The organism is Rhizobium sp. P44RR-XXIV, assembly GCF_001999485.2.
Taxonomy (GTDB): domain Bacteria; phylum Pseudomonadota; class Alphaproteobacteria; order Rhizobiales; family Rhizobiaceae; genus Rhizobium.
The window spans coordinates 767,198-792,115 of record NZ_MPVZ02000027.1; the positions used below are offsets into that span (position 1 = coordinate 767,198).

Genomic DNA, 24,918 nt, shown 5'->3' on the forward strand with positions numbered 1-24,918 from the left:
GCTAACTGGTGCATTGACATGCAGGAAACATCGGCCTTATAAAACGCACTAACTAGTTACATAGATAAATTCGGGAAGCTTTAATTTTCCCAGGATGTTGCCTCACGGGAGGAGGGAATATGAAAATTTACGGAGTGGAACATTTTGGCTTCACGGTGCCCAATCTCGATGAAGCCGTTGCCTTCTTCGAGGCGGTTTTTGGGGCGGTTACGATGATAGAAACCGGCAGGATCGATGGCGACGATGAATTCATGAAACGCCGGCTGGGAGTTCCAGGACATTGCCGTATCGAGAACATCAAGGTGCTCCGCATCGGCAACGGCAGTAACCTGGAAATCTTCGAATATTCGGGTGAGGAGCGCGAGACAGCGCTGAAGCGTAACAGTCAGCCGGGTGGGTTCCATATCGCATTCCAGGTTGATGACGCCCAGGCCGCCGCTGAGCGTCTTCGAGCGAATGGCGTCGACGTCCTGGAGGGGCCAACATTTGTTGAAAGCGGTCCCATGGCGGGTTTGACCTGGCTTTACCTTCGGGCTCCTTGGGGACAGTTCCTTGAGATCGTCAACATGAATGGCCCATTGGGGTACGCAAAGCCTGGCGGCCCGCAACTATGGTCGCCGCTTGGCTGAAGGGGTCTGTTTCCAGCTGGAGATCGGAGGCTTTTAAATGAGTGGGTGGAGGAAGCGCCTCTTCGAAATGGCGCCGACATTGACCGTCATCAACGGTGAGAGGCTGGAGACCTCGGTCACCAAAATCCGCATCGACATGGGTCGATAGGAGCAGAGAAATGACCAAGGGAATTGTCTTTTCAGGAAAGAACCAAGTCGAGATCGAAACCGCCGAATTGCCGGCACTCGGTCCTGAAGAGGTCAGCGGGCGGACGATCGTCACGTTGGTCAGTCCAGGAACCGAGCTTGCATGGCTCGCCGGGGACGCCTTTCCGCTCCGGCCGGGTTATGCCGCCATTTTCCGGGCGGAGGAGCTTGGAGCGTCGGTCATCGATATCGATGTCGGGGATCTGTTATTTTGCATGGGACCGCACCGCAGTGTGCAGCAGGTCGATTTCCGCCACACCCTCAAGCTTCCTTCCGGGTTGCCGGCGGAGGTCGCTGTGCTGGCTCGCCTGGCGGGCGTATCGATGACGACGCTGATGACAACGAAGGCGAGGCCAGGCGACGTGGTGGTCGTCACCGGTGCCGGGCCGGTCGGTTATCTTGCAGCGCAGCTCTTCCGTCTTTCCGGTTATGATGTCTGTGTCGTCGATCCGGATCCTATCAGGCGACGACAAATCGAATCTGCTGGCGTCAGGCGCGCCTATTCGACGATGCCTTTCGACGATATCGCTGTGGCGGGCAAGGCGGCGCTGGTCGTTGATTGCTCCGGCCACGAGGGCGCTGTTCTCGATGGGTGCCGGATCGTCCGGCCCCATGGCGAGGTGGTGTTGGTCGGCGTTCCCTGGAGACGCATGACCGATATCCATGCTCATGATGTCCTTCACACCGTCTTCAACAATTTCGTTCACCTGCGCAGCGGCTGGGAATGGGAAGTGCCCATCCTGGCCAAGGCCTTCAGGTGGGAGGAACTGCTTGAAGGCTACAACAACGTCGATCAAAGCGTCTTCTCCGGATTCGCCAAAATTCTCTCGTGGCTTGCGGATGGCCGCATTCACACGAGCGGCCTGATCCGCCGCATTTCCCCCGAGAACCCGACTGCTGCCTATGAAGCGCTGAGGTTACGGAGCTTCGAAGAACCCTTCATCGTGTTCGACTGGAATTCTGGAACGACGACCTAGGAGGTCGGTCACTCGGCGTGCCGACCTTTATGGGTTGCTTCGCCTTTTAATAACTAACCAGTTACATAATTATGAGGATGTAGTCATGTTGTTAACTGAGATCCACGAACAGGTTCGGGAGACTGCCCGTCAGTTCGCCGATGACGTCATCCGCCCTGTCGCGCATTCGCTCGACGAGGAGGAGCGTTTCCCATCCGAGATCTATGAACAGATGGGCCAGCTCGGCCTCTTCGGGATCTGCGTGCCGGAAGAGATGGGCGGCCCGGGACTAGACACACTTGCCTATTCGGTCGTCATGGAAGAGCTGTCGCGAGGATATGCCTCGATTGCCGACCAGTGCGGTCTGGTGGAGCTGATCACGACGCTGCTGGTTCGCCACGGGACGAAGGAGCAGCGCGACCGACTGCTTGCTGATGTGATGTCGATGCGCACGAAGGTCGCCTATTGTCTGACTGAGCCGGAGGCCGGAAGCGACCTGTCGGGTCTGCGGACCTCCGCCGAGCGGGACGGCACGGGCTGGAAGCTGAACGGCGGCAAGATCTGGATCCATAACGCGCCAGTCGCGGACTTCGGCTTCGTTCTTGCCCGCACCGACAAGAATGCGGGTCACCGCGGGATGAGCATCTTCATCGTCGATCTCAACCAGGCTGGTGTCGAGCGCGGACCCAAGGAACACAAGATGGGGCAACGGGCGAGCCAGGTGGGAGCATTGACATTCGACAATGTCTCGTTGCCGCCGGAAGCCCTGCTTGGCGAGGAGGGGCGCGGGTTCCATATGATGATGAGCGTGCTCGACAAGGGACGCGTCGGTATCGCCTCGCTTGCCGTCGGTATCGGGCAGGCCGGACTTGAGGCGGCACTCGACTATGCGGTGCAGCGCAAGCAGTTTAATTTCGCCATCGCAGAATTCCAGGGCGTCCAGTGGCTTCTTGCCGACATGGCGAAGGATATCGAGGCGGCTCGACTTCTCGTGCAGAGCGCAGCGAGCAAGATCGACCGGGGAGAAGACGCCACCAAAGCCTGCTCCATGGCCAAATGCTTCGCGGGCGACATGGCGGTGGCCCGCACGGCCGATGCCGTCCAGGTGTTCGGAGGCAGCGGATATATCCGCGGGTTCGAAGTCGAAAGGCTCTATCGCGATGCCAAGATCACGCAGATCTATGAAGGTACCAATCAGATCCAGCGGATGATCATTGCCCGTCAGCTCATCAAGAACGGAGCGCGGTGATGGCAGATGCGAGCAGGCAGGTTGCGCTCGTCACCGGTGCCGGCCGCGGCATCGGGCTTGCAATTGCGAAGGCATTGGGGGCTGCCGGATTTGCCGTGGCGCTCAATGACCTCGCCGTTGGGAGTGAGCTGACGCGCGCGGTGGAAAGCGTGCGTGAAACCGGTGCGGAAGCGATCGCCGTTGCCGGAGATGTGGCGGATTTGTCGAAGCACGAGCAGATTTTGCGAGCTGCAAGCGATGTGCTCGGGCCGCTCACCACGCTTGTGAACAATGCCGGTGTCGGCGTGCTTTCCAGGGGCGATCTGCTTGATGTTACGGAAGAGAGCTACGACCACTGCATGGCGGTCAATGCCAAGGCGCATTTCTTTCTGACACAGGCATTCGCCCGATCGGTGATCCACGTCGAGCGGTCTGCGGATCTGTTCTATTCGATCGTCAATGTCACATCTTCCAACGCGGTGGCAGCGGCTGCGCAGCGTGGTGAATATTGCGCGTCGAAGGCGGCGGCCGCGATGATTTCCAAGGTGTTCGCAACGCGGCTTGGCCAGGAGGGTATCGCCGTCTTCGATGTTCAGCCCGGGCTGATCGAAACCGAAATGACAGCGCCGGTCAAGGACAGCTACCGGAAGCGGGCCGAGGCGGGCTTGACGCTTTTCCCCCGGCTCGGCCAGCCGGCGGAAATTGGCATGATCGTCCGCACGCTAGCCACGGGCGCGCTTCCCTACATGACCGGTCAGGTCTTGTCGGCTGACGGCGGTCTCCTGCTTCCCAGATATTGAAAGGTACCAAAGATGCGTATTGCTATACCCAATGAAACGGGGCGCACCGAGACCTATGAACTCGTCGCCCGGCCGTTGCCGGCCGGTGACTATTCGAGGGCGTTCAACCGCCGCGTTTTCTCGGCAGCCCACGTCGTCGTAGATCCCTTCACACAGTCAAACCCAGGCAGCGACGCTCCCATCGACTGGGACGCGACAATGGCTTTCAGGCACCATCTTCATAGTCTTGGTCTCGGGATCGCCGAGGCGATGGACACGGCCCAGAGAGGGATGGGGCTCGACTGGAAAGGCGCACTCGAACTCATTCGCCGCACAAAATCCGAGCTTCCCGACGCGCTGGTCTACAGTGGCACGGGGACCGATCATCTCGACCCAAAAGACGTACGCTCGCTTGATGACGTCGACCGCGCCTACGCCAACCAGATCGAAGCGGTGCAGGCTGCTGGCAGCGATGTCATTTTGATGGCGAGCAGGGCGCTTGCTGCCTCCGCGAAGGGATCTCAGGATTATGTAAGGGTCTATCGAAAGGCACTCGCGCTTTGCGATCGACCGGTGATCCTGCATTGGCTCGGCGACATGTTTGACCCCGCGCTTGCCGGATATTGGGGTGGCGCGAACTTCGATGAGGCCATGGAAACCTGCCTGGAGATCATCGGCGAGAATGCTGCCAAGGTGGATGGCATCAAGATTTCGCTCCTCGACAAGGACAAGGAAATCCGCATGCGGCGGCTCCTGCCGCCGGGTGTGAAGATGTACACCGGCGATGATTTCAATTATCCGGAACTGATTTCCGGCGACGATGTCGGGTTTTCTGACGCCTTGCTCGGTATATTCGATCCGCTCGCCTCGGCCGCAGCCTTTGCCATGTCGCAACTTGCAAGCGGAGACAAGCAGGGATTCCATCAGACGCTCGATCCGACGGTTCCGCTCGCACGTACGATCTTCCGCTCGCCGACACAGTTCTACAAGACCGGTGTCGTGTTCCTCGCTTGGCTCAATGGGTTCCAGCAACATTTCATCATGCTCAACGGCAATCAGGCGATGCGACCGCTGCCGTATTTCTCCGAAGTCTTCAAGCTGGCGGATCAATGCGGTGTTTTGCGCGATCCAGACCTTGCGATTCATCGGTTCAAGCAATTCCTTGCCATCTATGGGGTCGAAGGAAATGCGTGACTTCTCGAATGATCACTCGGCGCTCGCGCTGAACACGGCTACTCTCGGGCACAATGTCGAGGGCTTCGGAGCGGGATGGTCGCCGGAACAGGTGATCGATAGCTGCGCTGCCCGCGGGTTCGGCGGCGTGGTTTTCTGGCGAAGGGAGATCGGTTCCAATGCCGCGTCGATCGGCAGGAGAGCACGAGAGGCCGGCTTGTCCGTCACCGGGCTCTGCCGGGCACCCTTTCTGGTCGGGCCACTTGCCCCTGTGGGACGGCAGGCGGTGCTCGATGATTTCCGATCTGCAGTCGACATGGCGGCCGATCTGACCGCCGAAGTTCTTACCATTGTCGTGGGCGGGGTCGAGCCTGGCACGAAGGGGATGGCCGAGAGCCTGAAGATTGTTGCCGATCGGTTGTCCGACGTGTGCGGCTACGCAGAAACGGCCGGCGTGAAGCTCGCCTTGGAGCCTCTGCATCCAGTCTATGGTGGCGACCGTTCCTGCCTGGTAACCCTGCGGGACGCGGTAAGCCTTTGCGACGTCGTCGCGGCGCCGAATCTGGGTGTCGCCATCGACGTCTATCACGTCTGGTGGGACACCGAACTGGCTGCCCAACTCGAGCGGGCAGGCGGCAATCGGATATTCGGTTTTCACCTGTGCGACTGGCTTGCGGAAACAAAGGACGTTCTGCTCGATCGCGGCATGATGGGAGATGGCGTCGCCGATATTCGCGGCATTAGAGGCGCCGTCGAAGCCGCCGGATATGGCGGCCTCTGCGAGGTCGAAGTGTTTTCAAAAGACAATTGGTGGAAGCGCGATCCGAACGATGTCCTCGATGTCCTCGTCGATCGCTTCCGTGCGGTGTGTTGATTCAGGAGAGCTCATCATGAAGATTCTCGTGCCAGTAAAGCGGGTGGTTGATTACAACGTGAAGATCCGTGTGAAATCGGATGGATCGGGCGTTGAGCTATCGAATGTGAAGATGTCGATGAACCCGTTCGACGAGATATCGGTTGAGGAAGCGCTGCGGCTGAAGGAAGCCGGCAAGGCCGAGGAAGTGGTGGTCGTATCGATCGGACCGGCCAAGGCCGAGGAGACGCTGCGGACCGCGCTTGCCATGGGTGCGGATCGCGCCATCCTGGTCGAGACCGACGATGCCGTCGAGCCGCTCGCCGTCGCCAAGATCCTGAAGGGTGTGGCGGAAGCCGAGCAGCCTGGCCTCATCATGGTCGGCAAGCAGGCGATCGATGACGACTCGAACCAGACCGGCCAGATGCTGGCGGCCCTGCTCGGCACGGCGCAGGCGACCTTCGCCTCGAAGATCGAGATCGGTGACGGCAAGGCCCAGGTGACGCGTGAAGTGGATGGCGGCCTGCAGACGATCGAAGTCAAGCTCCCGGCCGTCGTCACCTCGGACCTGCGCTTGAACGAACCGCGTTATGCCTCGCTGCCGAACATCATGAAGGCGAAGAAGAAGCCGCTCGACAAGAAGTCGCCGGCCGATTTCGGCGTCTCGACCGAGCCGCGCCTGAAGGTCTTGAAGACGGAAGAGCCCGGTGGCCGCAAGGCTGGCGTCAAGGTCAAGTCGGTTGCCGAGCTGGTCGAAAAGCTCAAGACCGAAGCCGGCGTGCTCTGAGGATAGGAAGGGGAGAACTTCACCATGGCCATTCTTCTTCTGGCTGATCACGACAATGCCCACCTCTCCGACCAGACCGCCAAGGCGCTGACAGCTGCCGCCAAGATCGGCGGCGACGTTCACGTGCTCGTCGCGGGTGCTGGTGCAAAGGCTGCGGCCGAGCAGGCGGCAAAACTGTCGGGCGCCTCCAAGGTGCTGGTTGCCGAGGATGCAAGCCTCGCCAACAATCTGGCGGAACCGCTGGCAGCCCTCATCGTATCGCTTTCCGATTCCTACGACACCATCATCGGCGCGGCCACCTCGGTCGGCAAGAACGTGCTGCCGCGCGTTGCCGCCTTGCTCGATGTCGCCCAGGTCTCGGAAATCATCGAAGTCGTTTCCGCCGACACCTTCAAGCGGCCGATCTATGCCGGCAACGCCATCCAGACAGTGCAGTCGACCGACGCCAAGAAGGTCATCACCGTGCGCACCGCCTCCTTCGCCTCGGCTGCCGAAGGCGGCTCGGCTTCGGTCGAGACGGTGTCTGCTGCAGCCAATCCCGGTCTTTCCACCTTCGTCGGCGATGCGCTGTCGTCGTCTGATCGTCCGGAGCTGACCTCGGCCAAGATCATCATCTCGGGCGGCCGCGCACTCGGTTCGGCCGAAAAGTTCAAGGAAGTCATTCTTCCGGTCGCGGACAAGCTCGGTGCTGCCGTCGGCGCATCGCGCGCCGCCGTCGATGCCGGCTATGCGCCGAACGATTGGCAGGTGGGTCAGACCGGCAAGGTCGTGGCACCGCAGCTCTACATCGCCTGCGGCATTTCCGGCGCTATCCAGCATCTGGCCGGCATGAAGGACTCGAAGGTCATCGTCGCCATCAACAAGGACGAGGAAGCCCCGATCTTCCAGATCGCCGACTACGGCCTCGTCGCCGACCTCTTCGAAGCGCTCCCCGAACTGCAAAAGACCGCATGACAACGGTGCTGGATCTTCCGGAACGCGAAAGCATGGAATTCGACGTTGTGATTGTCGGGGGCGGTCCGGCTGGCCTGTCAGCGGCAATCCGACTGAAGCAGATCAACGCGGATCTGACTGTGGTCGTGCTCGAAAAGGGTGCCGAGGTCGGCGCGCATATCCTGTCGGGCGCCGTCGTCGATCCGATCGGCATCGACCGGTTGCTGCCCGACTGGCGCGAGGAGGAGGGCCATCCCTTCAAGACCAAGGTGACCTCGGATCACTTTCTGCTCCTCGGCCCCGCCGGCTGCATCCGCCTGCCGAACTTCCTGATGCCGCCGCTGATGAACAATCACGGCAATTATATCGTCTCGCTCGGCAATGTCTGTCGGTGGCTGGCCGAAAAGGCGGAAGCCCTCGGCGTCGAGATCTATCCCGGCTTTGCGGCGACGGAAGTGCTCTATAATGACGAAGGCGCCGTCATTGGTGTGGCCACCGGCGACATGGGCATCGAGAAGAACGGCGAACCAGGCCCGAACTATACGCGCGGCATGGCATTGCTCGGCAAATACGTGCTGATCGGCGAGGGCGTGCGCGGCTCGCTTGCCAAGCAGCTGATTGCCAAATTCGATCTGGCGCGGGACAGCGATGTGCCCAAGTTCGGCATCGGCATCAAGGAACTCTGGCAGGTGAAGCCCGAGAACCACAAGAAGGGTCTCGTGCAGCACTCCTTCGGCTGGCCGCTCGGCATGAAGACGGGCGGCGGCTCGTTCCTCTATCATCTGGAAGACAATCTGGTTGCCGTCGGCTTCGTCGTGCACCTGAACTACAAGAACCCCTATCTCTATCCCTTCGAGGAATTCCAGCGCTTCAAGACGCATCCAGCGATCCGCGGCACCTTCGAGGGCGGCAAGCGCATTTCCTATGGTGCGCGCGCCATCACCGAGGGCGGATACCAGTCGGTGCCGAAGCTGACCTTCCCCGGCGGCGCGCTCATCGGTTGCTCGGCCGGCCTCGTCAATGTTCCCCGTATCAAGGGCAGCCACAATGCGGTGCTGTCGGGCATGCTGGCGGCGGACAGGATCGCCGAGGCGATTGCTGCCGGTCGCGCCAATGACGAAGTCATCGAGATCGAGAACGAGTGGCGCCAGACGGATATCGGCAAGGACCTGAAGCGGGTCAGAAACGTCAAGCCACTGTGGTCGAAGTTCGGCACGGCAATCGGCGTGGCGCTTGGTGGCCTCGACATGATCGATAGCAGCGGCCAGATCTCGTCTGTCATCGGCAAGCTGTCTTCTCAGGCTTCACCTTCTCGGGTGACTGCCAGCCCGCTACCTCGATCATTATCGAGATCAGCCAGCGCCGATATGGAGCCGGCCCAGGCAACGAATCTTTTCGATCGGCGTGAATAAAAACCCGACTGCTCCGTTGACTGCCTGAAACGAAGCGAAAGTGTTCGCTTTGCACGAAGGGAAGATGTGACGATGACGAGATATCACCGGCAGGATGGGTCGAATATTGCCGTAGCGAAGGTGACGATCCTTCGGCGTACAGTCAGGAGAGAGCGGCTGATGCCCGCGGTTCTCTATATCATCATTGGCTTGATCGCACTTTTGACACTGGCCTCGGCGGTCGGCGCGGCCGCAGCGCCGCTTCCCGATGGGATAGGCGCGGGAGACGCCAAGATCGTCTGGCAGGCCCACGCGGTGGGCGTGCAGATCTACGAATGCAAGGCGGACGAAGCCGGCAAAACCGCATGGCAGTTCCGCGAGCCGTTAGCGACACTGATGTCGGACGGCAAGACCATCGGGCGTCATTTCGCCGGACCTGGCTGGGAGTTCACCGATGGTTCACGGATCAAGGGCAAAGTCATCGCCCAGGTTCAAGGTGCCTCCGACAAGGACATCCCTCTATTGCGCCTCGATGTCGTCGAGCATGGCGGCGACGGAAATCTGTCGAGGGTGGATACGGTGCAGCGGCTGAACACCAAAGGCGGAGTCTTCAGCGGAGCCTGCGACAAGGCGGGCGATCTGCATCTGGAGCCCTATAGCGCAGATTATGTTTTCCTGGCGCACTGAACGGCTGACTTTCAAGATCGAACCGAGGCTGGCCCATGCGAAAGGCCTCTCCGCGTCCAGCATTCCAAATTCCAGAAAATCCAACCGCAGCCTTAACTGCGGAAGGAGATCCCTTACGCCAAAATCAGCTTCCAGGAAAAGGAGACGACCATGTTCAATCTTACCCGCAGGCATATGATTGCCGCAACGGCTGGCGCCCTGGCAACCATCACCACAACCCGTATTGCGACGGCGCAGCAACAAAGTGCAGCCACGGATGGCGGTGAGGGGCCGTTCAAATTGCCGTCCCTGCCTTATGGCTATGATGCGCTCGAGGCAGCGATCGATACCGATACGATGCATCTGCATCACGACAAGCATCATGCCGCCTATGTGGCAAATCTGAACGCGGCGGCGAAGCAGTCACCGCAAATCGCCGATCACCCCATGGAGCATTTGCTGGCAAATCTCGATCAGGTGCCCGACGTTGTCAGGACCACAGTTCGCAACAATCTCGGTGGCCATGTGAACCACAGCATGTTCTGGGAAATCATGGGCGGCACGGGCACTGCACCTGCCGGCGAAGCCGCTGCCGCGATCGAGCGCGATTTTGGCGGTCTCGATCAGTTGAAGACGGCTTTCAACACGACGGGGGCCAAGATTTTCGGATCGGGTTGGGTATTCGTGACAGTCACGCAGGAAGGCAAGCTCGGCATCGAGGCTCGGCCCAATCAGGATACGCCGCTGATGGAAGGCAAGCGTGTTCTTTTTGGCAACGACGTCTGGGAGCATTCCTATTATCTACGCTATCAGAACCGTCGTGCGGACTACCTTTCGGCGTGGTGGACGGTTGTCAATTGGACGAAGATTGATGAGCGTTATGCCGCAGCCCGGCAAGGCAAATTGACGATATGATCGAAGCCGCAGGCAAGGCGACCGGCTTCCAACGGTTGGCCGCCTTGCGCCAGGCTCGGCAGGGTTCAACAGCATGAGGATAGCGTGTCTTGATAGCTGATCGCAAACTCCACGCAGCTCAGCAAGAGGTGCAGAATGGTCTTGTTGACCATCTGGGAAGGCTCTGGCGGTACGGATATGTCCTATCCCGGCAACGGGACGTGGCCGAAGATCTCGTGCAGGCCACATGCCTGAGGGCGATTGAACGATCAGCGCAATACACGCCTGGCACGCGGCTTGATCGGTGGCTGTTTTCGATCTTGCATTCGATCTGGATCGACGAAGTGCGATCCAGGCGTATTCGCTTGGGGGGAGGGATCATCGATGCCGATTGCGCGCTCGTCGTCGACGGTGAATATGAAAGCGAAACGCGTCTGATGGCCAATCAGGTTCTGAAGCTCGTCGACGGGCTTCCCGAAGCACAGCGAAACGCCGTATTTCTGGCCTATGTCGAAGGTCTCTCTTACAAAGAAATCGCCGAAGTCCTCGATATTCCGATCGGCACGGTCATGAGCCGTCTCGCGAATGCGCGTGCAAGACTTGCCGATATCGTCGCTGCGACAAGACAGCCGCTGCTCCAGGAAGGGAGAGATTGATGTCTAGAGATCTTGATCTGACCGCGATGTCCGCCGACGAGTTGATTGTCGCCTATCTCGATGACGAACTGGATGCCGCAGCAAAATTGGCGGTGGAAGATCGCTTGAACCGGGATAGCGCGTTTAGCGAGCGCTTCGAATTCCTGGCATCGAATTCCGTTTCGATGCGTGCTGCCTTCACTGCTCTGCTGGATGAAGCGCCCGTTGAGCGCATGAAATCTAATCTCAGTGCGCCGGGCGAGATTAAGCAAAACGCTGCCTTGCTCGATCGACGTCGCTTCTTTGCCGCTGCCTGCCTCATAGCGGGAGCGGTGGCAGGTGGAGGCCTGGTCCGACTTCTGTCATCGGGCGAGGCGGCATCCTCACAGAATTGGAGGGCTGTGGTTGCCGATTACATGCAGCTCTATTCTGCGGATACGCTGAGTAATCTGAGTGACGATCCCGCAGTCAAGGCGGACCAGATTGCCAGAGTGGCCAGCGTCATGGAGCTGCCGCTGACCACGCAAGGTCTGATGATTTCCGGTATTCCCTTCAAGCGCGCTCAACTGCTGACATTCAATAAAAAGCCGCTGGCACAGATTGCCTATCTTGACCCGAAATATGGTCCGATTGCCCTCTGCGTCACGCATACCAGCGCTGGGAAAACCGATTTTCAAAAAGAAGAGCGACTTGGGATGAATATCATTTTCTGGGCGAGTGCTGACCATTCGTTCATGGTGATCGGCCGTAACCCACCGGACCAGCTTGAAGAGATAGCAGGTCAGCTTCAGCGTAGCCTTAACGGTCTTGGCTGATACGCCTTTACACTGCATTGGCTCAGGCTCTTCGGGATTGATCGGCTTTCCTAAGGTGTCTTAGCCAAGCACCGCTCAGATAGTTCCATAATTCTGGACATCGCTTTTCAGCGCCTTAAGTAATTGTTATAATTGAAAAATCCAACGATATTTTACTGCCTCTTAGGAGGCTGTGGGTTCTATGCCCTTCAAGACCTGCATTTGTCGCGAACCAAATCTAAAAAGCCTCTTCATTCTGGTGTGTTCGAACTATCATATCCAAGCGCGCAAGGTTCGCGTTTCGCGGACCATGCGACTTCCAGCCTCGCGCAGTCTAGCCACGCATTTGCTGCTGTCGATAACCGCATTTACGGGCCTACGCCTGTGACCAAACGGGCGCTACCATCCAATATCCCAAGGGCGCGGCTTGCCATGAAAGATGACCACTCGGGCGCCATTCGGCACCGACCCGTTTCCACTTTCGTCATCGTGAAGCGCTTCTCGGACATGCGACTTCCATGAGACGATTTGACCAGGCAATAGATCCTGCCATCTGGCGGCGTGGTCGAGCCAGAACTGCTCCAGAAATGCCTGGTCACCGCCTTTTTGGTAGATATCCATCCAGTGTTTCGGCCGATCAATCCATTCGGCCCAAATCTGCTTCCGCGCGGCTGCCGGTAAGAACATGATCGATGATTGCAGGCCATCCGGGCGATAGATATCGCGCATCAGGGCGAGTTGGTTGGCCGAGGCGATATCGGTTAGGCTTCCGACAATTGAGGTATCCAGATCCATGAAGAGAATGTCGCCGGATATCTCCGGGCGAAAGAGCTCCATCTTCGACCACCAGCCTGGCCAATCATAGATCAGCGGTAGAGTGCGAACGCCGGCGACTTCAATATTGGAAAGACACCGAAAATCCGCATCTGGCAAATGATCCATCACCTGCCTATGCAAGCGCAAAGCATGTTCGGCTTTGTATTCACCACCGGATCGCAGGACACAAAAGACGGAAATCATGTTCCAGCGGCCTCGCTTGATGCATCTGCTTCAACGGACGGGAATCCGCCAACCAGCGGAACATACGGATCATTGAGGGAAGTGTCATCGGGGTCTGCAGAAATTTTGATGTCCGCTGGATGATGAGACAGGGCCATATCGACTCTTGTATTGAAGCAGTTCCCGCGGCTCGTGGCTCGTATGAACGTCAACCACATGGAATTGGTTTTGGTCGGCGCTTGCTGGCCGTCCGTTCCGAACGATCCGTCGCAACAAGGATATGAATATTCTTCGAAATTGGCCCGATTTATGCCAGAGTGCAAACTGGTTGCGGGGTCTATGAATATGTCCAAAAAGTTAGTAAGCGCGTTCGGATTTTTGTTGGTTGGCATTTGGTTGAGTACGGGCCCGGCGAGCGCGGCGGCGCATATTCCAAAGTCTTGCAAGCAAGGCGTATTCCTGACGATCTCGGGCCAAATTGGCAAGACGACAAACGCCGCCAATAATACCTATGAGATGTCCGAGCGCGAATTTCTCGCATTGCCGAGATCGACGGTGACAACATCAACTCAATGGACCCCAACGAGCGATTTCGTGGGACCCTTGTTGAGTAAAGTCCTGGACGAAGCCGATGCAAAAGGAAAAAAGCTGCGGCTTGTTGCGCTTGATGATTTTAGCGTGGAGGTGGATGCTGATTATCTGGAGAAATACGGCACCATCCTCGCCACCACCAAGGATGGAACCCGTCTTACGATCAGGGATTTCGGACCGATCTTCGTCATGTATCCCCGCGACAGTTTTAGGGAGGAGTTGGGCACGCCGGCCGCCGCCGCATACCTCGTTTGGCAGCTATGCGGGATAGAAGTGGAATGAGGTTATTCCATTTCGCATGGCTTTGCGTTCCGGCAACAATCGTCGCCATATGCGTGGGGGTCGTGGCTTATCACTGGAGCGCTGTAAGAGCGGAATATGGTCTTTGGAACTCTACCGACGGTGAGAACTCCTATTATTTCTACTGGAAGACCGCGCAAGTGGTAAGGCAGCTTGAGGCTGTCAGGTTGGATTTGAAGACCATTGCCGACGGATCGACTGGCGACCCGGACGCGCTCTCTTTTGACATCGATGTCCTTATTTCGGGTATCAATATTATCGTAAAGCCTTCCGAGCTAAATGATGGTTACAAGAAACTCCCTGGCTTTTCGGATGACGGGCGTACTCTAGCCGAGTTCGCGGCGGTCGTCCTACCTGCGATAAAACCCGATATTTCGGCCGCAGATGCCCAGGCGCTACTCCCTAAGCTAGAAGATGTATACGACGCTATAAACAGGATATCCAAAGCTGCGGCGGATCAGGATAGCGAAGTAAAGGAAAGGTCTTTTGAGACCATTCGGGCGGGGCACGTCATCATTCTCGTGATTGCGGGATTGTTGGTTTGTGCAATTCTGTCCTTTGTCATTATTTCGATATTTTACTGGTGGGCGATCGTTGCCAGAACCCGCGCGGTTGCGGAAGCAGAGGAAGCTGTTGCAGACAAGATCAATTTTCTCGCTATGATCAGCCATGAACTCAGGACACCGCTTCAAGTCATCGTCTCAGCATTGGATGTTCTGGAGCGGCCCCAGGACGTCAAGACTCGGAGCGAGCTGACGGCGCGCATCCGTCGTGCAGCAAACAGTCTGGCCATCCAGCTGCGCGACATGCTGACGCTCGCTCGAGCGCAAACCGGGTATATCGAGCTGCAGCCAGGCGTGTTCGAGGCTGAGGAGCTTGTCCGGGATGTGCTGGAGAACTATCAAGCTGCGGCGAAAGCAAAGAATTTAGAACTGCGGCACACAAGCCCCGATGAAGCGGTTTTCGTCGTCGCGGATGGTGAGCGTATCGCGCAACTGCTGCATAATCTCGTTTCAAACGCGATTAAATATACGCCATCAGGCTATGTGCAGGTGGATCTTGCTCCTTTTGACGACAAGGCGGGCGAATTGTCTTTGCGCGTGACGGATACCGGACCCGGATTACCATCAAGGGTCCTTGAAAACAGCATCGCTGCGAAGGGGCTCTTCAGCCTTGGTAGTGGGCGAGGTATTGGTTTGTCCGTCGTCCAGACCTTGTTGCGGCAACTTGGTGCGCGCATGATCGTCAGCAGCCCCTCTGGCGGCGGCAGTATATTCGACCTTGCAATCCCCGCGGTCCCAGTGACGGAACGATTGCAGGCGACATCAGACCCTCAGAAGCGGGTCTTGGTCGTTGACGATCATATCGATCTTCTGAAAGGTTTTTCGACCGTGTTCGAAGAGCTCGGGTTTGCGACTGACATCGCTCCGTCCGGCATGACAGCGCTGAACTTTGTCGCCGCACACACTTACTCAGTGATCTTCATCGATCTCGACATGCCTGTCATGACCGGATTGGAGTTGGCGGCGCAGCTCCGCAAGATCGGTTTGCGCGACAAAACCAAGCTAGTCGCAATGTCAGCGGCCCATCATGGGGCCAAACTTGATTTGGCATCCTTCGACGCGGTCTTGAACAAGCCGATACGCCAGCAGCAACTGCGGACCATCATGCAGTTTTGAAGCTCGAATTCAAAGCCGCAAGCAGGATCGGCATGCTTGCCGGCTTCGTAAAGAATTTCAGATTGTGCTGCGCGAGAGCCGCGGCAATATTCTCTTCGTCGGCATTACCAGTCCTGATTTGTCCGGTCAGGATGATGATGGGGCACAGCGCGTTGCGCGCGCGAATATTCTCGACCAGCTCCAGCGCCGTCTGGCGCCGTGCGTCTCGTTCGATGATCCAGTCAAGCACATAGGCATCGAAATCGGTCTGGTCGAACAAGGCATGGGGATCATTGAAGGCGGCAGCATCAAGGCCCGACGCTTCCATATAATGCACGATCGTCTGTGCCGTGTCGGCATGGTCGTCGAGAATGGCGACCCGGCGGCGGGACGCGGTGGGTTCGATCAGCAAGCGGGCGACGGCGTGTGCGGGTATGGCCGACCTTGCCTCGGCGGGCATGACACGCCATGAGCCGTCGATCTCGGCGGCAATCAAGGTTCCCGGCGGTACTTGTCCAACGACATTTCCCAATCGGATACGGCAGGGCACGATGTGATTGTTGATGACAATGGACGCGTCAAGCAGGGCATCCGCGTTATTCAGTGTGACGAGCTCCTGCAGCGTTTCACCGAAGTGCTCGGCGATACGTCTCAACTCCTCGAGGGACCAGGAGGCATTCGTCGTCAGGCGGCGATTTCCGGCGGAATAGGAAAGGCCGAGGATTTCGGAGACAGTCACGGCGAAGCGATACTTCGGAATGCCATGTCGCGTCAGCAGTGCAGCGATGCATTGTGCGGCGAGGGCGGCTTCGCCTTCTGGATGATCCGAGCGCATTTCGGATACTGAAGGGATATTCTCGCTAAATTCGCTCATTATCATGAAATCCCATATTGATAAGACGTGATATTCGCGTATACATGGCGATATCGGGCGTATTGTGAGTGGATCTTGGCGACTCAAAGCCGGTTTCGTTCTAAATTGCAATGAGCATATGTTGGAATTGCAAGACAGCAAGGGGCCGGGCCGGCAGGCCAAAGAGTTGGCGTCTTGTCGAGGGTGTTGTGAGAAAAAATGGAATAGTCGACAGGCTCGTCTGGCTGTCGGTTAATATATCGGGGGGGGCACTCGTATAAATGTTCTGTTTCGGGTGGGGACGCAGCGCCTTCGCAGTGGTGATTCGCGTATTTGCGGGAGTGGCAATACCCTTAAGTCGTCGCCCTGCTTGTAAGCCATCGAAGTAGCTTGCAAGCATGTGCACTTTCGATGGTGGCCGTGGTTTTGGAATGGTGAGATCAGGGTTCAATATGCGGCTGTCATTTGAAAATGTAAGGCATCAACAACAATGAGGTACCATCAATTTACGGCCGTATCCCTATTATGGGCTGTCTTGATATTTCTTTGCTTAACTTGGCCGATAAATTCTCTTCTAGCCAAAAATGGGACGTGCGAGGCCGTAAGTTCCGCCATTTTCTTCGGATGGCCTCAGAACGGAATGTTTGTATCGGATGTTGAAGCCACTGCGTTCACATCGGCTGAAAAATGCCAATTCTTCGTCGATAGATCGATATTCAGTATAGTTCTGGCATTGTGGATGATTTTTGCACTCTTCTGGAAGGCAAAAATGAAATACAAAGTTTTTATGCCATCGTTTCTCGTAATGTGGTGTCTAGTATTTATTATAAGTCTTGCGTTTACCCTTTTGCCATTCGAAGAAAAACATGAAATTTACTTTATTAGTGAAAAAGATTCATTCTACATTAGTGTTGCCAAATCTTATGTTTTCATATTTCTATTCTACTATTCACTTCAAATGACCCTTTACATGCTTGTATGTGGTGCAATTAAGGCCGGTAAAGTCATGAGGCTGAAGAGTTAGAGGGTATGAAATGACAAAACAGAGAGACTGGAGCGAAGCCGCCGGCAAAATCAGCAATACACTTACAGGCTGGGGACTAGCAGTTGATTTGGCGATTTCGCCAGTCGCAACCCAACTTAGTCAAGTACAGGCCGCCGAGGGGTTGCTTTCGGACTATGCTAAAGTTGGCGGGGTTATGCTAGGGCTAAGTATTGCTGGAGGAATAGCTAACGTTGCGCTCGGTGCTTTCCAAGATGGTTGGAATGGCGCAGCTAAGGCCACTTTACAATCCAGCGCGCAAATTGCTTCTTCGATTGCGGCAACTGATATGGCCAACGCGGTCGCTGCCCGACTTGCATTAGCGGAGGCGGTTGACGCCGGACTTGGTGCTACTGCAGTAAGCTCTGAGACTGGGCCAGGTGCTGTGGTAGTTGGTATAGTGGTGGGACTGGGTGTCTACCTTGGAGTTGGCAAGACATTCGATCTCATGGGGCCTGCTTCGCAGCCACTACCGTCGCCATTTCCGACGCCGACTATTCCCGATGCAATTAATACGATGCTCGGAAACATCAACTACACCCCGCAGCCGGTTGTGAATCCTGCAAGCGTGACGCTGCCGTCTTTAGCTGCAATCGCGACGCCGCCCACTCTCCAGCCATTTACTGTTGGCCCTTGGACGTTCGATGGTCGATCTTGGTCTGAGGGTAGTTCTTCAGATTCGAGAGAGGGTGGTGGAGGCGGAGGCGCGCACGAGGGTGGGGCTGGTCCAGTAGGGGGAGCACCTGGATCATATGGACCATCGCTCGGTGGTGGGGCCAGAGGTTTGGGTCCTGGCTATACTCCAAATTCCATGGACAATGACACGTCCTTCGGACAAGGGAGCGGTATTGGTGCTGGGCCCAGCTCGTATAACGGGAGCCCCTATGGAGGTCCCGGACGCAGTCCAAGCGGTAATCCCTTTGGAGGCGCTCAGGTCTCCGGTTCTGGTGATAGTGACATACATCCGAGCTCGATGGACGATGAGGACACTCAAGGTACTGATGAGGGCTCCCCAAAGTCCGATAACTCGGACGACGGCCAAGGCAATGGTGCCGGCTCCCCGGTTCTTATTGACCTTTCCGGCAATGGCCTGAACGTCAGCACGCTTTCGAGCTCATCGCAGTTCGTAAATGTAAATGGCGACGGCTATCAGCACCGCATGGCTTGGGCGGGTAATGGCTCCGGCGTTCTGGCATTCGATGCGGATGGCGACGGCAAGATCAGCAACTCGAAGGAATTCGAGTTCACGCAGTGGGATCCGACGGCAACAGGCGACCTTGAGGCGATCAAAGACGTTTTTGACACCAATGGCAATGGCAAGCTCGACGCCGGCGATGCGAAGTGGTCAAAGTTCAAGGTCATGGTCAACGGTCAGCTCGTGTCGCTGTCCTCGCTGGGTATAACTTCGATCGACCTGACGCCGAAGGGTAGCGGCCAAACTTTTAGCGACGGATCCGCGATTACCGGGACGACAACCTACACCAAGTCCGACGGTTCGACTGGGGCTGTCGGCGATGCCGTCCTCGCCAGCGATTCCAATGGCTATATCGTCAAATCGACCGTAGTCACCAACTCCGACCAGTCGAAGACGAACACCATCCAGGCCTATAATGCCGACGGCAGCCTGGCTTTCCAGAATCTGGTGACCACGAGCGCCGATGGCAATAGCGTGTCTACCAAATTCGACGACGATGGCAATGGCACGTATGATCGTTGGCAAACTGATGTCACGACGGTTGCCTCAGGCATCCGCACGCGAGTGGTGACGGACTTCAATGCGGATGGCTCGGTTGTCGATAGCACGACGACGGTCACCAGTGCCGACCATAAGATGATCACGACATCGGTCGACCAGGACGGCGATGGCAAGGCCGATCAGAGCCAAGTCTTTGTCACCAATTCAGACGGCTCGACGACGACAACGACCAAGACGCTGAGCGCATCCGGAACGACGTTGAGCCAGGTCCAGGTCCAGTCGAGTATTGACGGCCTGACGAAGACAACCAGTACTGATGTCAATGGCGACGGCACCTATGACGAGGTCGTCTCCGACGTCACGGTCGTAGCCGGCGACGGCTCGCGTACGCGCACGCTAAAGGATAGCAGTGCTAATGGCACGCTGATTTCCAGCGTCACAACGGTGACCAGCGCCGACCGGCACACCAAGACCGTGACCAGCGATCTTGACGGCAACGGCACCGTCGACGAGCGTGACCAGACTCAGACGACGATCGCATCGAACGGTGACGTGACGACGGTGGTGACCACCACGAATGGTGACAATTCGGCCAGAAGCAAGGTGACCACGGTAGCCGCTGCAAATGGCTTGTCGACGACGGTCTCGACTGATGTAACTGGCGATGGCGTTGCCGATCTCGTCCATTCCGACGTCACGACGGTTGGTTCCGACGGCTCGCGCACTGAGACGGTCCAGGACAAGAGCGCAAGTGGCGTTTTGCTGTCGAGCAGTATCACGGTCACAAGCGTCGATGGCAAGAGCAAGAACATCTCGCTCGACGCCAATGGCGATGGTGCTGCGGATCAGCAGACCATCATCTCGGTCGCCGACGACGGAACGATAACCGAGACCGACAGCACCCTCAATCCGAACGGAACGCTTGTCGGCAAGGTGTTGACTACGACCGGTGCTGATGGCTTGTCGAAGACTGTCAGCACCGACGCCAATGGGGACGGCACCTATGACGTTGTGACGACCGACGTCATCACGGCGGGTACTGGCGGCGCCCGCGTCGAAACAGTCACCACCAAGAGCGGCAACGGCAGCTTGAACGGCCAAACGGTGACGACCACGTCGGCCGATAGCCTGACGCAGACGGTGCAGTCCGATGTGAATGGCGACGGCGTGTTCGATAAGACAGTCACCGATGTGATTGTCCTCAATGCCGGTGCTCGTACGGAAACGGTGACGACGAAGAGCGGCAACGGCACGCTGCTGGGCCAAACGGTCACGACTGTGAGTGCCGATCGCAAGACCACGGGCGTCACCAAGGATATCGACGGCGATGGGCACGTCGATAGTGCTTCGGCACAGATTATCGCGGCCGACGGAAGCCAAACGACGACGACGATACAGGCCAGTGCGGACGGTGGACTTCATCGGAAGACCGTTGTCACTGTCAGCGCCGATAAATTGACGACGACGACGGCTGATGATCTGAACGGCGATGGTGTGGTCGATGTGACCACTGTCGACCAGACGGTCATCAACGCCGATGGCAGCCGCACCGAGACGGTCACCGACAAGAGCAACACGGGTGTGCTGCTCGACAAGGTGACGACCGTCACCTCAGGCAACGGCCTGACGACCACGGTCCAGAAGGACGTCAACGGCGACGGCACCGTGGATTCCAAGACCGCGAAGGCGGTCGTGCTCAACAATGACGGATCGAAGACGACGACGTCGTCGGATTATGCCGGTACCTCGCTCACCGACCAGACCAAGGTGACGGTCAGCGCCAATGGCCTGACGACGACGACATCCTCCGACTACGACGGCAACGGCACGGTTGACCGGCTGGAGGTATCAACGAAGACGCTGAATACCGATGGTTCGACCTCGGTGGCCGATTCCGTCAGCACGGCTGGCGGCACGCTTCTGTCAAAGACGACCACTACAACGACCGCGGATGGCAGGACGGTCACGAGCCAGGTCGACCTCGATGGCGATGGCAAGCTGGATGTGAAGACGACCACTGTTGTAGACGCCACCGGGCAGACGACGAAGACGGTCGAGACCTACAAGGTCGGCACTACAACACTCGCCAGCCGCGCCGTCACGACGACGGCTGGCAATGGCCTCTCCGTCACCACGAGCTCGGATCTCGACGGGGACGGCGTTTATGAGCAGGTCATCACAGACGTCATGACACTTAATGCCGATGGCAGCAAGACCGAGACGGTCTCCAGGTTCGGGGCTGGAAGCACGCTGATCTCGAAGACGGCGACGACGACGAGCGGCAATGGCTTGTCGAAGCAGACAAGCTGGACGGATGGCACGGGCGCAGCATTGCGCTCGGGCAGTGACGTCACGACGCTCAATGCCGACGGCTCGACGGTAGAGGTGGTGACCAACACCGGGGCGGTCGCCAACAAGACGACGACCATAACCAGCGGTGACGGCAAAACGGTCACCGTGACCTATGACATCGATGGCAACGGTGTCGTCGACCAGAAGTCCCTTACCGTGAAGAACGCCGATGGCAGCGTGACGCGCACGCTTTCCGATCTGACCTCCACAGGTGTTGTGGCGCATAGCGAGACGATTGTGACAGGTCCTGATGGGCTCGGGCAAACCTTCAGCTATGATACGGATGGCAACGGTTCCCCTGATAAATATGTGACAGATCAAACGACGTTGTATGCGAATGGCAGCAAGGCGACTTTGGAAAAAGTCTATGTCGCCAACAGCGGCGGCACATTGGTACAGAACGCGTCGACCCAGACCGAGACCTCCGCTGACGGGTTAGCGGTGACGACAAGGTGGGACCAGACCGGTTCCGGTACCTTCACAAAGTTCCGGGCGGACGTGACAGTCCTGAATGCAGATGGATCGCGCACGCAAACCGTCAGCTTCCTTACCGGTACGACGCTCACCAGCCGCTATCTGACCACGACGAGTGCTAACGGCCTGTCGATCACCTCGCAGTCGGACATGACAGGTGCCGGCACCTATGCCCAGACCTCGACCGACGTTACGGTTATCAATGCCGATGGCACGCGGACGCGCACGGTCTCCAGCACAAAAGCCGATGGCTCGCTGATTTCGAAGTTTGTGACGACGACGAATGCGGACGGGTTGATCGTTTCCACCAGTGAACAACGCACGGGCCTGGCGACGCAGACTGTCAGCGACACACTCGAAAATCTGGCTGACGGGTCGAGGCGGGAGACTGTTGCGACGACGGATGCCTCGGGCAAACTGCTCGACAAGACGATCACGCTCACAAGCGCCGACAAGCGGACGGTCACAATCGACCGGGATGCCAATGGCGACGGCGTCATCGATCAGCACCAGCAGACGGTGACAGCGGATTCCGGTGTCACCACCCAGAGCGTTGCAGATTACAAGTCTGCTGGCGTCAAGGCAGATGGCTCGACGTCGACCACGACTGCCAATGGCCTGCAGACCATGACCGACTGGGATGTCGACGGCAACGGCACGGCCGACCGCCGACGCATCACGGTCAACACCAACAATGCCGACGGCAGCAAGGTAAGCGTCATGTCCGACACGGATCTGACGACGAACAAGCTGGCGTCGAAGACGACGATCCAACAATCGTCGGATGGTCTCATGCACACAACCTCCAAGGACGTCGACGGCGACGGTACAGTCGACCAGGTGGAAACACTCACGGCCGACACGACGGGGGCAAGTGTCTCGATCGTTACCAATAACGCCACGGCACAGAAGGCCAACTATCTTTTGGCCGGCAAAATCTACTGGAAGCAGGCGATCGCCGCCAAGGTGGAGACCGACAGCTCTGCGGATGGCCGCACGAAGACGGTGAAGTACGATTATGACGGCAATGGCACCTATGAGGTCGTCATGCAGTCGCAGCTTCAGGTCGACGGCTCGACAGTTGCCACGGTGACGGAGACCAATGCAAGCGGCGCCGTAATCGCCAAGGGCACGATTACGACCAGCACTGACGGCCTGATCACCGTTCTGAGCAAGGATTCCAACAATGACGGCGTCATCGATCACACGGAAACCTCGGTCACCCACAATGATGGCTCTGTCACGCTGACGAAGGTCGACCTCAATGCCAGCAGCGCCGTGACGCAGACTGTCGTCGATGCCGTTTCGGCGATGGGCAGCCTGGCGCTCCGTGTGACTAGCAACGGACAGGGCCAGGTGACTTCGCAACTTGCAATCGCGGGAGACGGAAGCTCTATAACCACCACCTACAATGCCGCTGGTGGGCAGGTGCTGAGCACCGTCAATGCCAACAAGGCGGGGATTATAACCTCGGCCGTGATATACGATCCGCTGAACGCTAACCCTTGGTCACGGATCGAACAGTCTTTTGATGCCAATGGCAAGGAGACGCAAGAGAAGCAATTCAACGACGACGGGACGCGAACGGAGATCACATTCGATGCCAACAATACGCAATGGTGGTCACGGGTCGATGGGTATTACGATATAAACGGGCGTTTGTTCTACCAGGTAAACTACAATGACGATGGAACTCGGTACGTATTCAACTATGACGTGACGAATGTTCAATCATGGTCAAGTTATGTGCAACTGTTTAATGCTGCCGGACAACTTCAAGAGGCCACGCAATATAATGACGATGGTTCGCGCATTGGGATCACCTATGATCTGACCAATGTTCAATCATGGTCTAGACTTGAGCAGGGATTTGATGCGGCAGGGCGCTTGACCAACCAAACGGCCTATTACGACGACGGCACCAAGGGCATCTGGTTTTGGGATCCGGCGAACGGACAATCTTGGTCGGAGATCGATCAGTCGTTCAACACTGCCGGCCAGATGACTAATCAAAAGGTCATCAATGATGATGGCAGTCAAGTTCAATACACATGGGATGTCGCCAATACACAACCATGGTCATCTGTCATGGATGTTATTACTCCAAGCGTTAAGCTTCTATCTCACTACGTCTATAGCGATGATCAAAGTAAGTGGACTGTCACCTCGTATGATGTGAACAATAACCAGTCCTGGACTTCCGTCGTTCAGAGCTTTGTGAATTCCGGCGTCATCAATACCGCGACATATTACAATGACGACGGCAGCTACACGAATGTCGAGTATGATGGCTCTGGGGCGATGACGGCCTGGCAGCGGTTTGCGATCACCAGTGGTGGCGGAAGCCCGAACGGTGGCGGCGGCTCTGGCTACCAAATGGTGGACTATTGGCCACAGGCACATTCTGGTCACGGTCCCGTCTTGCTCGATCTGAACGGGGACGGCCATATTGATCTACGGCCGCTCGATACCAATGCTCTGATGACCGGATCTTCCGTGACATTTGACTGGAACAACGACGGCGCTCGCGACGGCACCGCCTGGGTCGGGCCGCAGGATGGCTTTCTCGCAATCGATCTCGGCGAAAATGGCCAGGCCGGCCCGGATGGCAAGATCGATCAGTCGAAGGAGCTCGCCTTCTCCGAATGGGCGACGCCGGAGCAAGTGGCAGCCAACGGCGGTTCTGTCTCCGACCTCGATGGCTTGCGTTTGGCCTTTGACAGCAATCACGACAACGTTCTCGACGCCAGCGATGATCGCTGGAGCGAGTTCCGTGTTTGGCGCGACGCCAACCAGAACGGTGTGGTTGACGATGGTGAACTGCAGACCATGTCACAGGCCGGTATCAAGCTGATCAACCTCCTGGCCACGAGCGATGGCAGCCATTTGTTCTCCGACGGATCGGCAATTACCGGAACCAGCTCGTACCAAACAACAGATGGGACTTCGCATTACCTGGTCGGCGATGCCACCCTCAGCTACCAGCCGGCGATCCCTAAACAGAATGCCGCTTGAGGATCGTTTGTAAAATCCACATGCCGCCGACGAG

General features: G+C 57.4%; 17 protein-coding genes and 1 pseudogene. 16 read left to right on the top strand and 2 right to left on the bottom strand.

The genetic code is table 11. The features are described 5' to 3' along the window. Positions 1–119: 119 nt before the first annotated feature. From BSK43_RS15890 to BSK43_RS15950, 13 genes and pseudogenes are all read left to right on the top strand, one after another. Positions 120–629 (top strand): VOC family protein, encoded by a 510-nt coding sequence (locus BSK43_RS15890; RefSeq protein WP_077472866.1) that lies wholly within the window; start codon positions 120–122, stop codon positions 627–629. A gap of 158 nt (positions 630–787) precedes the next feature. Beyond that, entirely contained in the window at positions 788–1,792 is a 1,005-nt protein-coding gene (locus tag BSK43_RS15895) for a zinc-binding alcohol dehydrogenase (protein WP_077472865.1), read from the top strand. A gap of 85 nt (positions 1,793–1,877) precedes the next feature. Beyond that, entirely contained in the window at positions 1,878–3,020 is a 1,143-nt protein-coding gene (locus BSK43_RS15900; protein WP_077472864.1) for an acyl-CoA dehydrogenase family protein, read from the top strand. After that, positions 3,020–3,799: a 3-ketoacyl-ACP reductase gene (locus BSK43_RS15905; protein WP_077472863.1), complete on the top strand. Its 780-nt coding sequence runs from the start codon at positions 3,020–3,022 to the stop codon at positions 3,797–3,799. Before BSK43_RS15900 ends, BSK43_RS15905 begins: the two co-directional genes overlap by 1 nt. A 12-nt stretch (positions 3,800–3,811) precedes the next feature. After that, positions 3,812–4,972, top strand: a complete 1,161-nt coding sequence (locus BSK43_RS15910) for a dihydrodipicolinate synthase family protein (protein WP_077472862.1) — start codon at positions 3,812–3,814, stop codon at positions 4,970–4,972. Beyond that, a complete protein-coding gene (locus BSK43_RS15915; RefSeq protein WP_077472861.1) occupies positions 4,965–5,825 on the top strand; it encodes a sugar phosphate isomerase/epimerase family protein in 861 nt (286 codons plus the stop codon). Before BSK43_RS15910 ends, BSK43_RS15915 begins: the two co-directional genes overlap by 8 nt. A gap of 16 nt (positions 5,826–5,841) precedes the next feature. Then, positions 5,842–6,591: an electron transfer flavoprotein subunit beta/FixA family protein gene (locus BSK43_RS15920; protein ID WP_077472860.1), complete on the top strand. Its 750-nt coding sequence runs from the start codon at positions 5,842–5,844 to the stop codon at positions 6,589–6,591. A 24-nt stretch (positions 6,592–6,615) separates the two neighbouring features. Then, positions 6,616–7,545 (top strand): electron transfer flavoprotein subunit alpha/FixB family protein, encoded by a 930-nt coding sequence (locus tag BSK43_RS15925; RefSeq protein ID WP_077472859.1) that lies wholly within the window; start codon positions 6,616–6,618, stop codon positions 7,543–7,545. Beyond that, a pseudogene (locus BSK43_RS15930) lies at positions 7,542–8,774 on the top strand (NAD(P)/FAD-dependent oxidoreductase); the annotation flags it as partial. The gene BSK43_RS15925 and the pseudogene BSK43_RS15930, both read left to right, overlap by 4 nt. Before the next feature lie 234 nt (positions 8,775–9,008). Continuing rightward, complete coding sequence (locus tag BSK43_RS15935; RefSeq protein ID WP_246662592.1) at positions 9,009–9,602, top strand: DUF3455 domain-containing protein; 594 nt, start codon at positions 9,009–9,011, stop codon at positions 9,600–9,602. Positions 9,603–9,752: 150 nt separating this feature from the next. Continuing rightward, positions 9,753–10,496 (top strand): superoxide dismutase, encoded by a 744-nt coding sequence (locus tag BSK43_RS15940; protein ID WP_077472968.1) that lies wholly within the window; start codon positions 9,753–9,755, stop codon positions 10,494–10,496. A gap of 89 nt (positions 10,497–10,585) precedes the next feature. Next, entirely contained in the window at positions 10,586–11,131 is a 546-nt protein-coding gene (locus BSK43_RS15945) for a sigma-70 family RNA polymerase sigma factor (protein WP_077472969.1), read from the top strand. Between the two features lie 26 nt (positions 11,132–11,157). Continuing rightward, positions 11,158–11,925, top strand: coding sequence for a transcriptional regulator (locus tag BSK43_RS15950; protein ID WP_136686984.1), 768 nt, complete (start codon positions 11,158–11,160; stop codon positions 11,923–11,925). Positions 11,926–12,303: 378 nt separating this feature from the next. On the opposite strand, the gene BSK43_RS15955 is transcribed toward BSK43_RS15950, so the two are convergent. Beyond that, complete coding sequence (locus tag BSK43_RS15955) at positions 12,304–12,846, bottom strand: hypothetical protein (RefSeq protein ID WP_246662593.1); 543 nt, start codon at positions 12,844–12,846, stop codon at positions 12,304–12,306. A 258-nt stretch (positions 12,847–13,104) separates the two neighbouring features. Between BSK43_RS15955 and BSK43_RS15960 the strand changes: the two genes are divergently transcribed. Both BSK43_RS15960 and BSK43_RS15965 read left to right on the top strand, forming a co-directional pair. Then, positions 13,105–13,776 (top strand): hypothetical protein, encoded by a 672-nt coding sequence (locus BSK43_RS15960; RefSeq protein ID WP_136686986.1) that lies wholly within the window; start codon positions 13,105–13,107, stop codon positions 13,774–13,776. Then, positions 13,773–15,473, top strand: a complete 1,701-nt coding sequence (locus BSK43_RS15965; protein WP_169055413.1) for an ATP-binding protein — start codon at positions 13,773–13,775, stop codon at positions 15,471–15,473. Before BSK43_RS15960 ends, BSK43_RS15965 begins: the two co-directional genes overlap by 4 nt. On the opposite strand, the gene BSK43_RS15970 is transcribed toward BSK43_RS15965, so the two are convergent. Further along, the gene (locus BSK43_RS15970; protein ID WP_169055414.1) at positions 15,460–16,326 is read right to left on the bottom strand and encodes a helix-turn-helix domain-containing protein; all 867 of its coding nucleotides are present in this window, start codon (positions 16,324–16,326) and stop codon (positions 15,460–15,462) included. The two genes, BSK43_RS15965 and BSK43_RS15970, sit on opposite strands and share 14 nt — an antisense overlap. A gap of 1,994 nt (positions 16,327–18,320) precedes the next feature. On the opposite strand from BSK43_RS15970, the gene BSK43_RS15975 reads away from it, so the two are divergent. Beyond that, positions 18,321–24,884, top strand: coding sequence for an adhesin (locus BSK43_RS15975; RefSeq protein ID WP_077472975.1), 6,564 nt, complete (start codon positions 18,321–18,323; stop codon positions 24,882–24,884). Positions 24,885–24,918: the final 34 nt, after the last annotated feature.

Excerpts from the sequence above, each read along its gene's own strand:
- BSK43_RS15890 (WP_077472866.1), top strand. The coding sequence starts at position 120 with ATGAAAATTTACGGAGTGGAACATTTTGGCTTCACGGTGCCCAATCTC.
- BSK43_RS15895 (WP_077472865.1), top strand. The coding sequence starts at position 788 with ATGACCAAGGGAATTGTCTTTTCAGGAAAGAACCAAGTCGAGATCGAA.
- BSK43_RS15900 (WP_077472864.1), top strand. The coding sequence starts at position 1,878 with ATGTTGTTAACTGAGATCCACGAACAGGTTCGGGAGACTGCCCGTCAG.
- BSK43_RS15905 (WP_077472863.1), top strand. The coding sequence starts at position 3,020 with ATGGCAGATGCGAGCAGGCAGGTTGCGCTCGTCACCGGTGCCGGCCGC.
- BSK43_RS15910 (WP_077472862.1), top strand. The coding sequence starts at position 3,812 with ATGCGTATTGCTATACCCAATGAAACGGGGCGCACCGAGACCTATGAA.
- BSK43_RS15915 (WP_077472861.1), top strand. The coding sequence starts at position 4,965 with ATGCGTGACTTCTCGAATGATCACTCGGCGCTCGCGCTGAACACGGCT.
- BSK43_RS15920 (WP_077472860.1), top strand. The coding sequence starts at position 5,842 with ATGAAGATTCTCGTGCCAGTAAAGCGGGTGGTTGATTACAACGTGAAG.
- BSK43_RS15925 (WP_077472859.1), top strand. The coding sequence starts at position 6,616 with ATGGCCATTCTTCTTCTGGCTGATCACGACAATGCCCACCTCTCCGAC.
- BSK43_RS15935 (WP_246662592.1), top strand. The coding sequence starts at position 9,009 with ATGACGAGATATCACCGGCAGGATGGGTCGAATATTGCCGTAGCGAAG.
- BSK43_RS15940 (WP_077472968.1), top strand. The coding sequence starts at position 9,753 with ATGTTCAATCTTACCCGCAGGCATATGATTGCCGCAACGGCTGGCGCC.
- BSK43_RS15950 (WP_136686984.1), top strand. The coding sequence starts at position 11,158 with ATGTCCGCCGACGAGTTGATTGTCGCCTATCTCGATGACGAACTGGAT.
- BSK43_RS15955 (WP_246662593.1), bottom strand. The coding sequence starts at position 12,846 with ATGGATCATTTGCCAGATGCGGATTTTCGGTGTCTTTCCAATATTGAA.
- BSK43_RS15960 (WP_136686986.1), top strand. The coding sequence starts at position 13,105 with ATGAACGTCAACCACATGGAATTGGTTTTGGTCGGCGCTTGCTGGCCG.
- BSK43_RS15965 (WP_169055413.1), top strand. The coding sequence starts at position 13,773 with ATGAGGTTATTCCATTTCGCATGGCTTTGCGTTCCGGCAACAATCGTC.
- BSK43_RS15970 (WP_169055414.1), bottom strand. The coding sequence starts at position 16,326 with ATGAGCGAATTTAGCGAGAATATCCCTTCAGTATCCGAAATGCGCTCG.
- BSK43_RS15975 (WP_077472975.1), top strand. The coding sequence starts at position 18,321 with ATGGACGATGAGGACACTCAAGGTACTGATGAGGGCTCCCCAAAGTCC.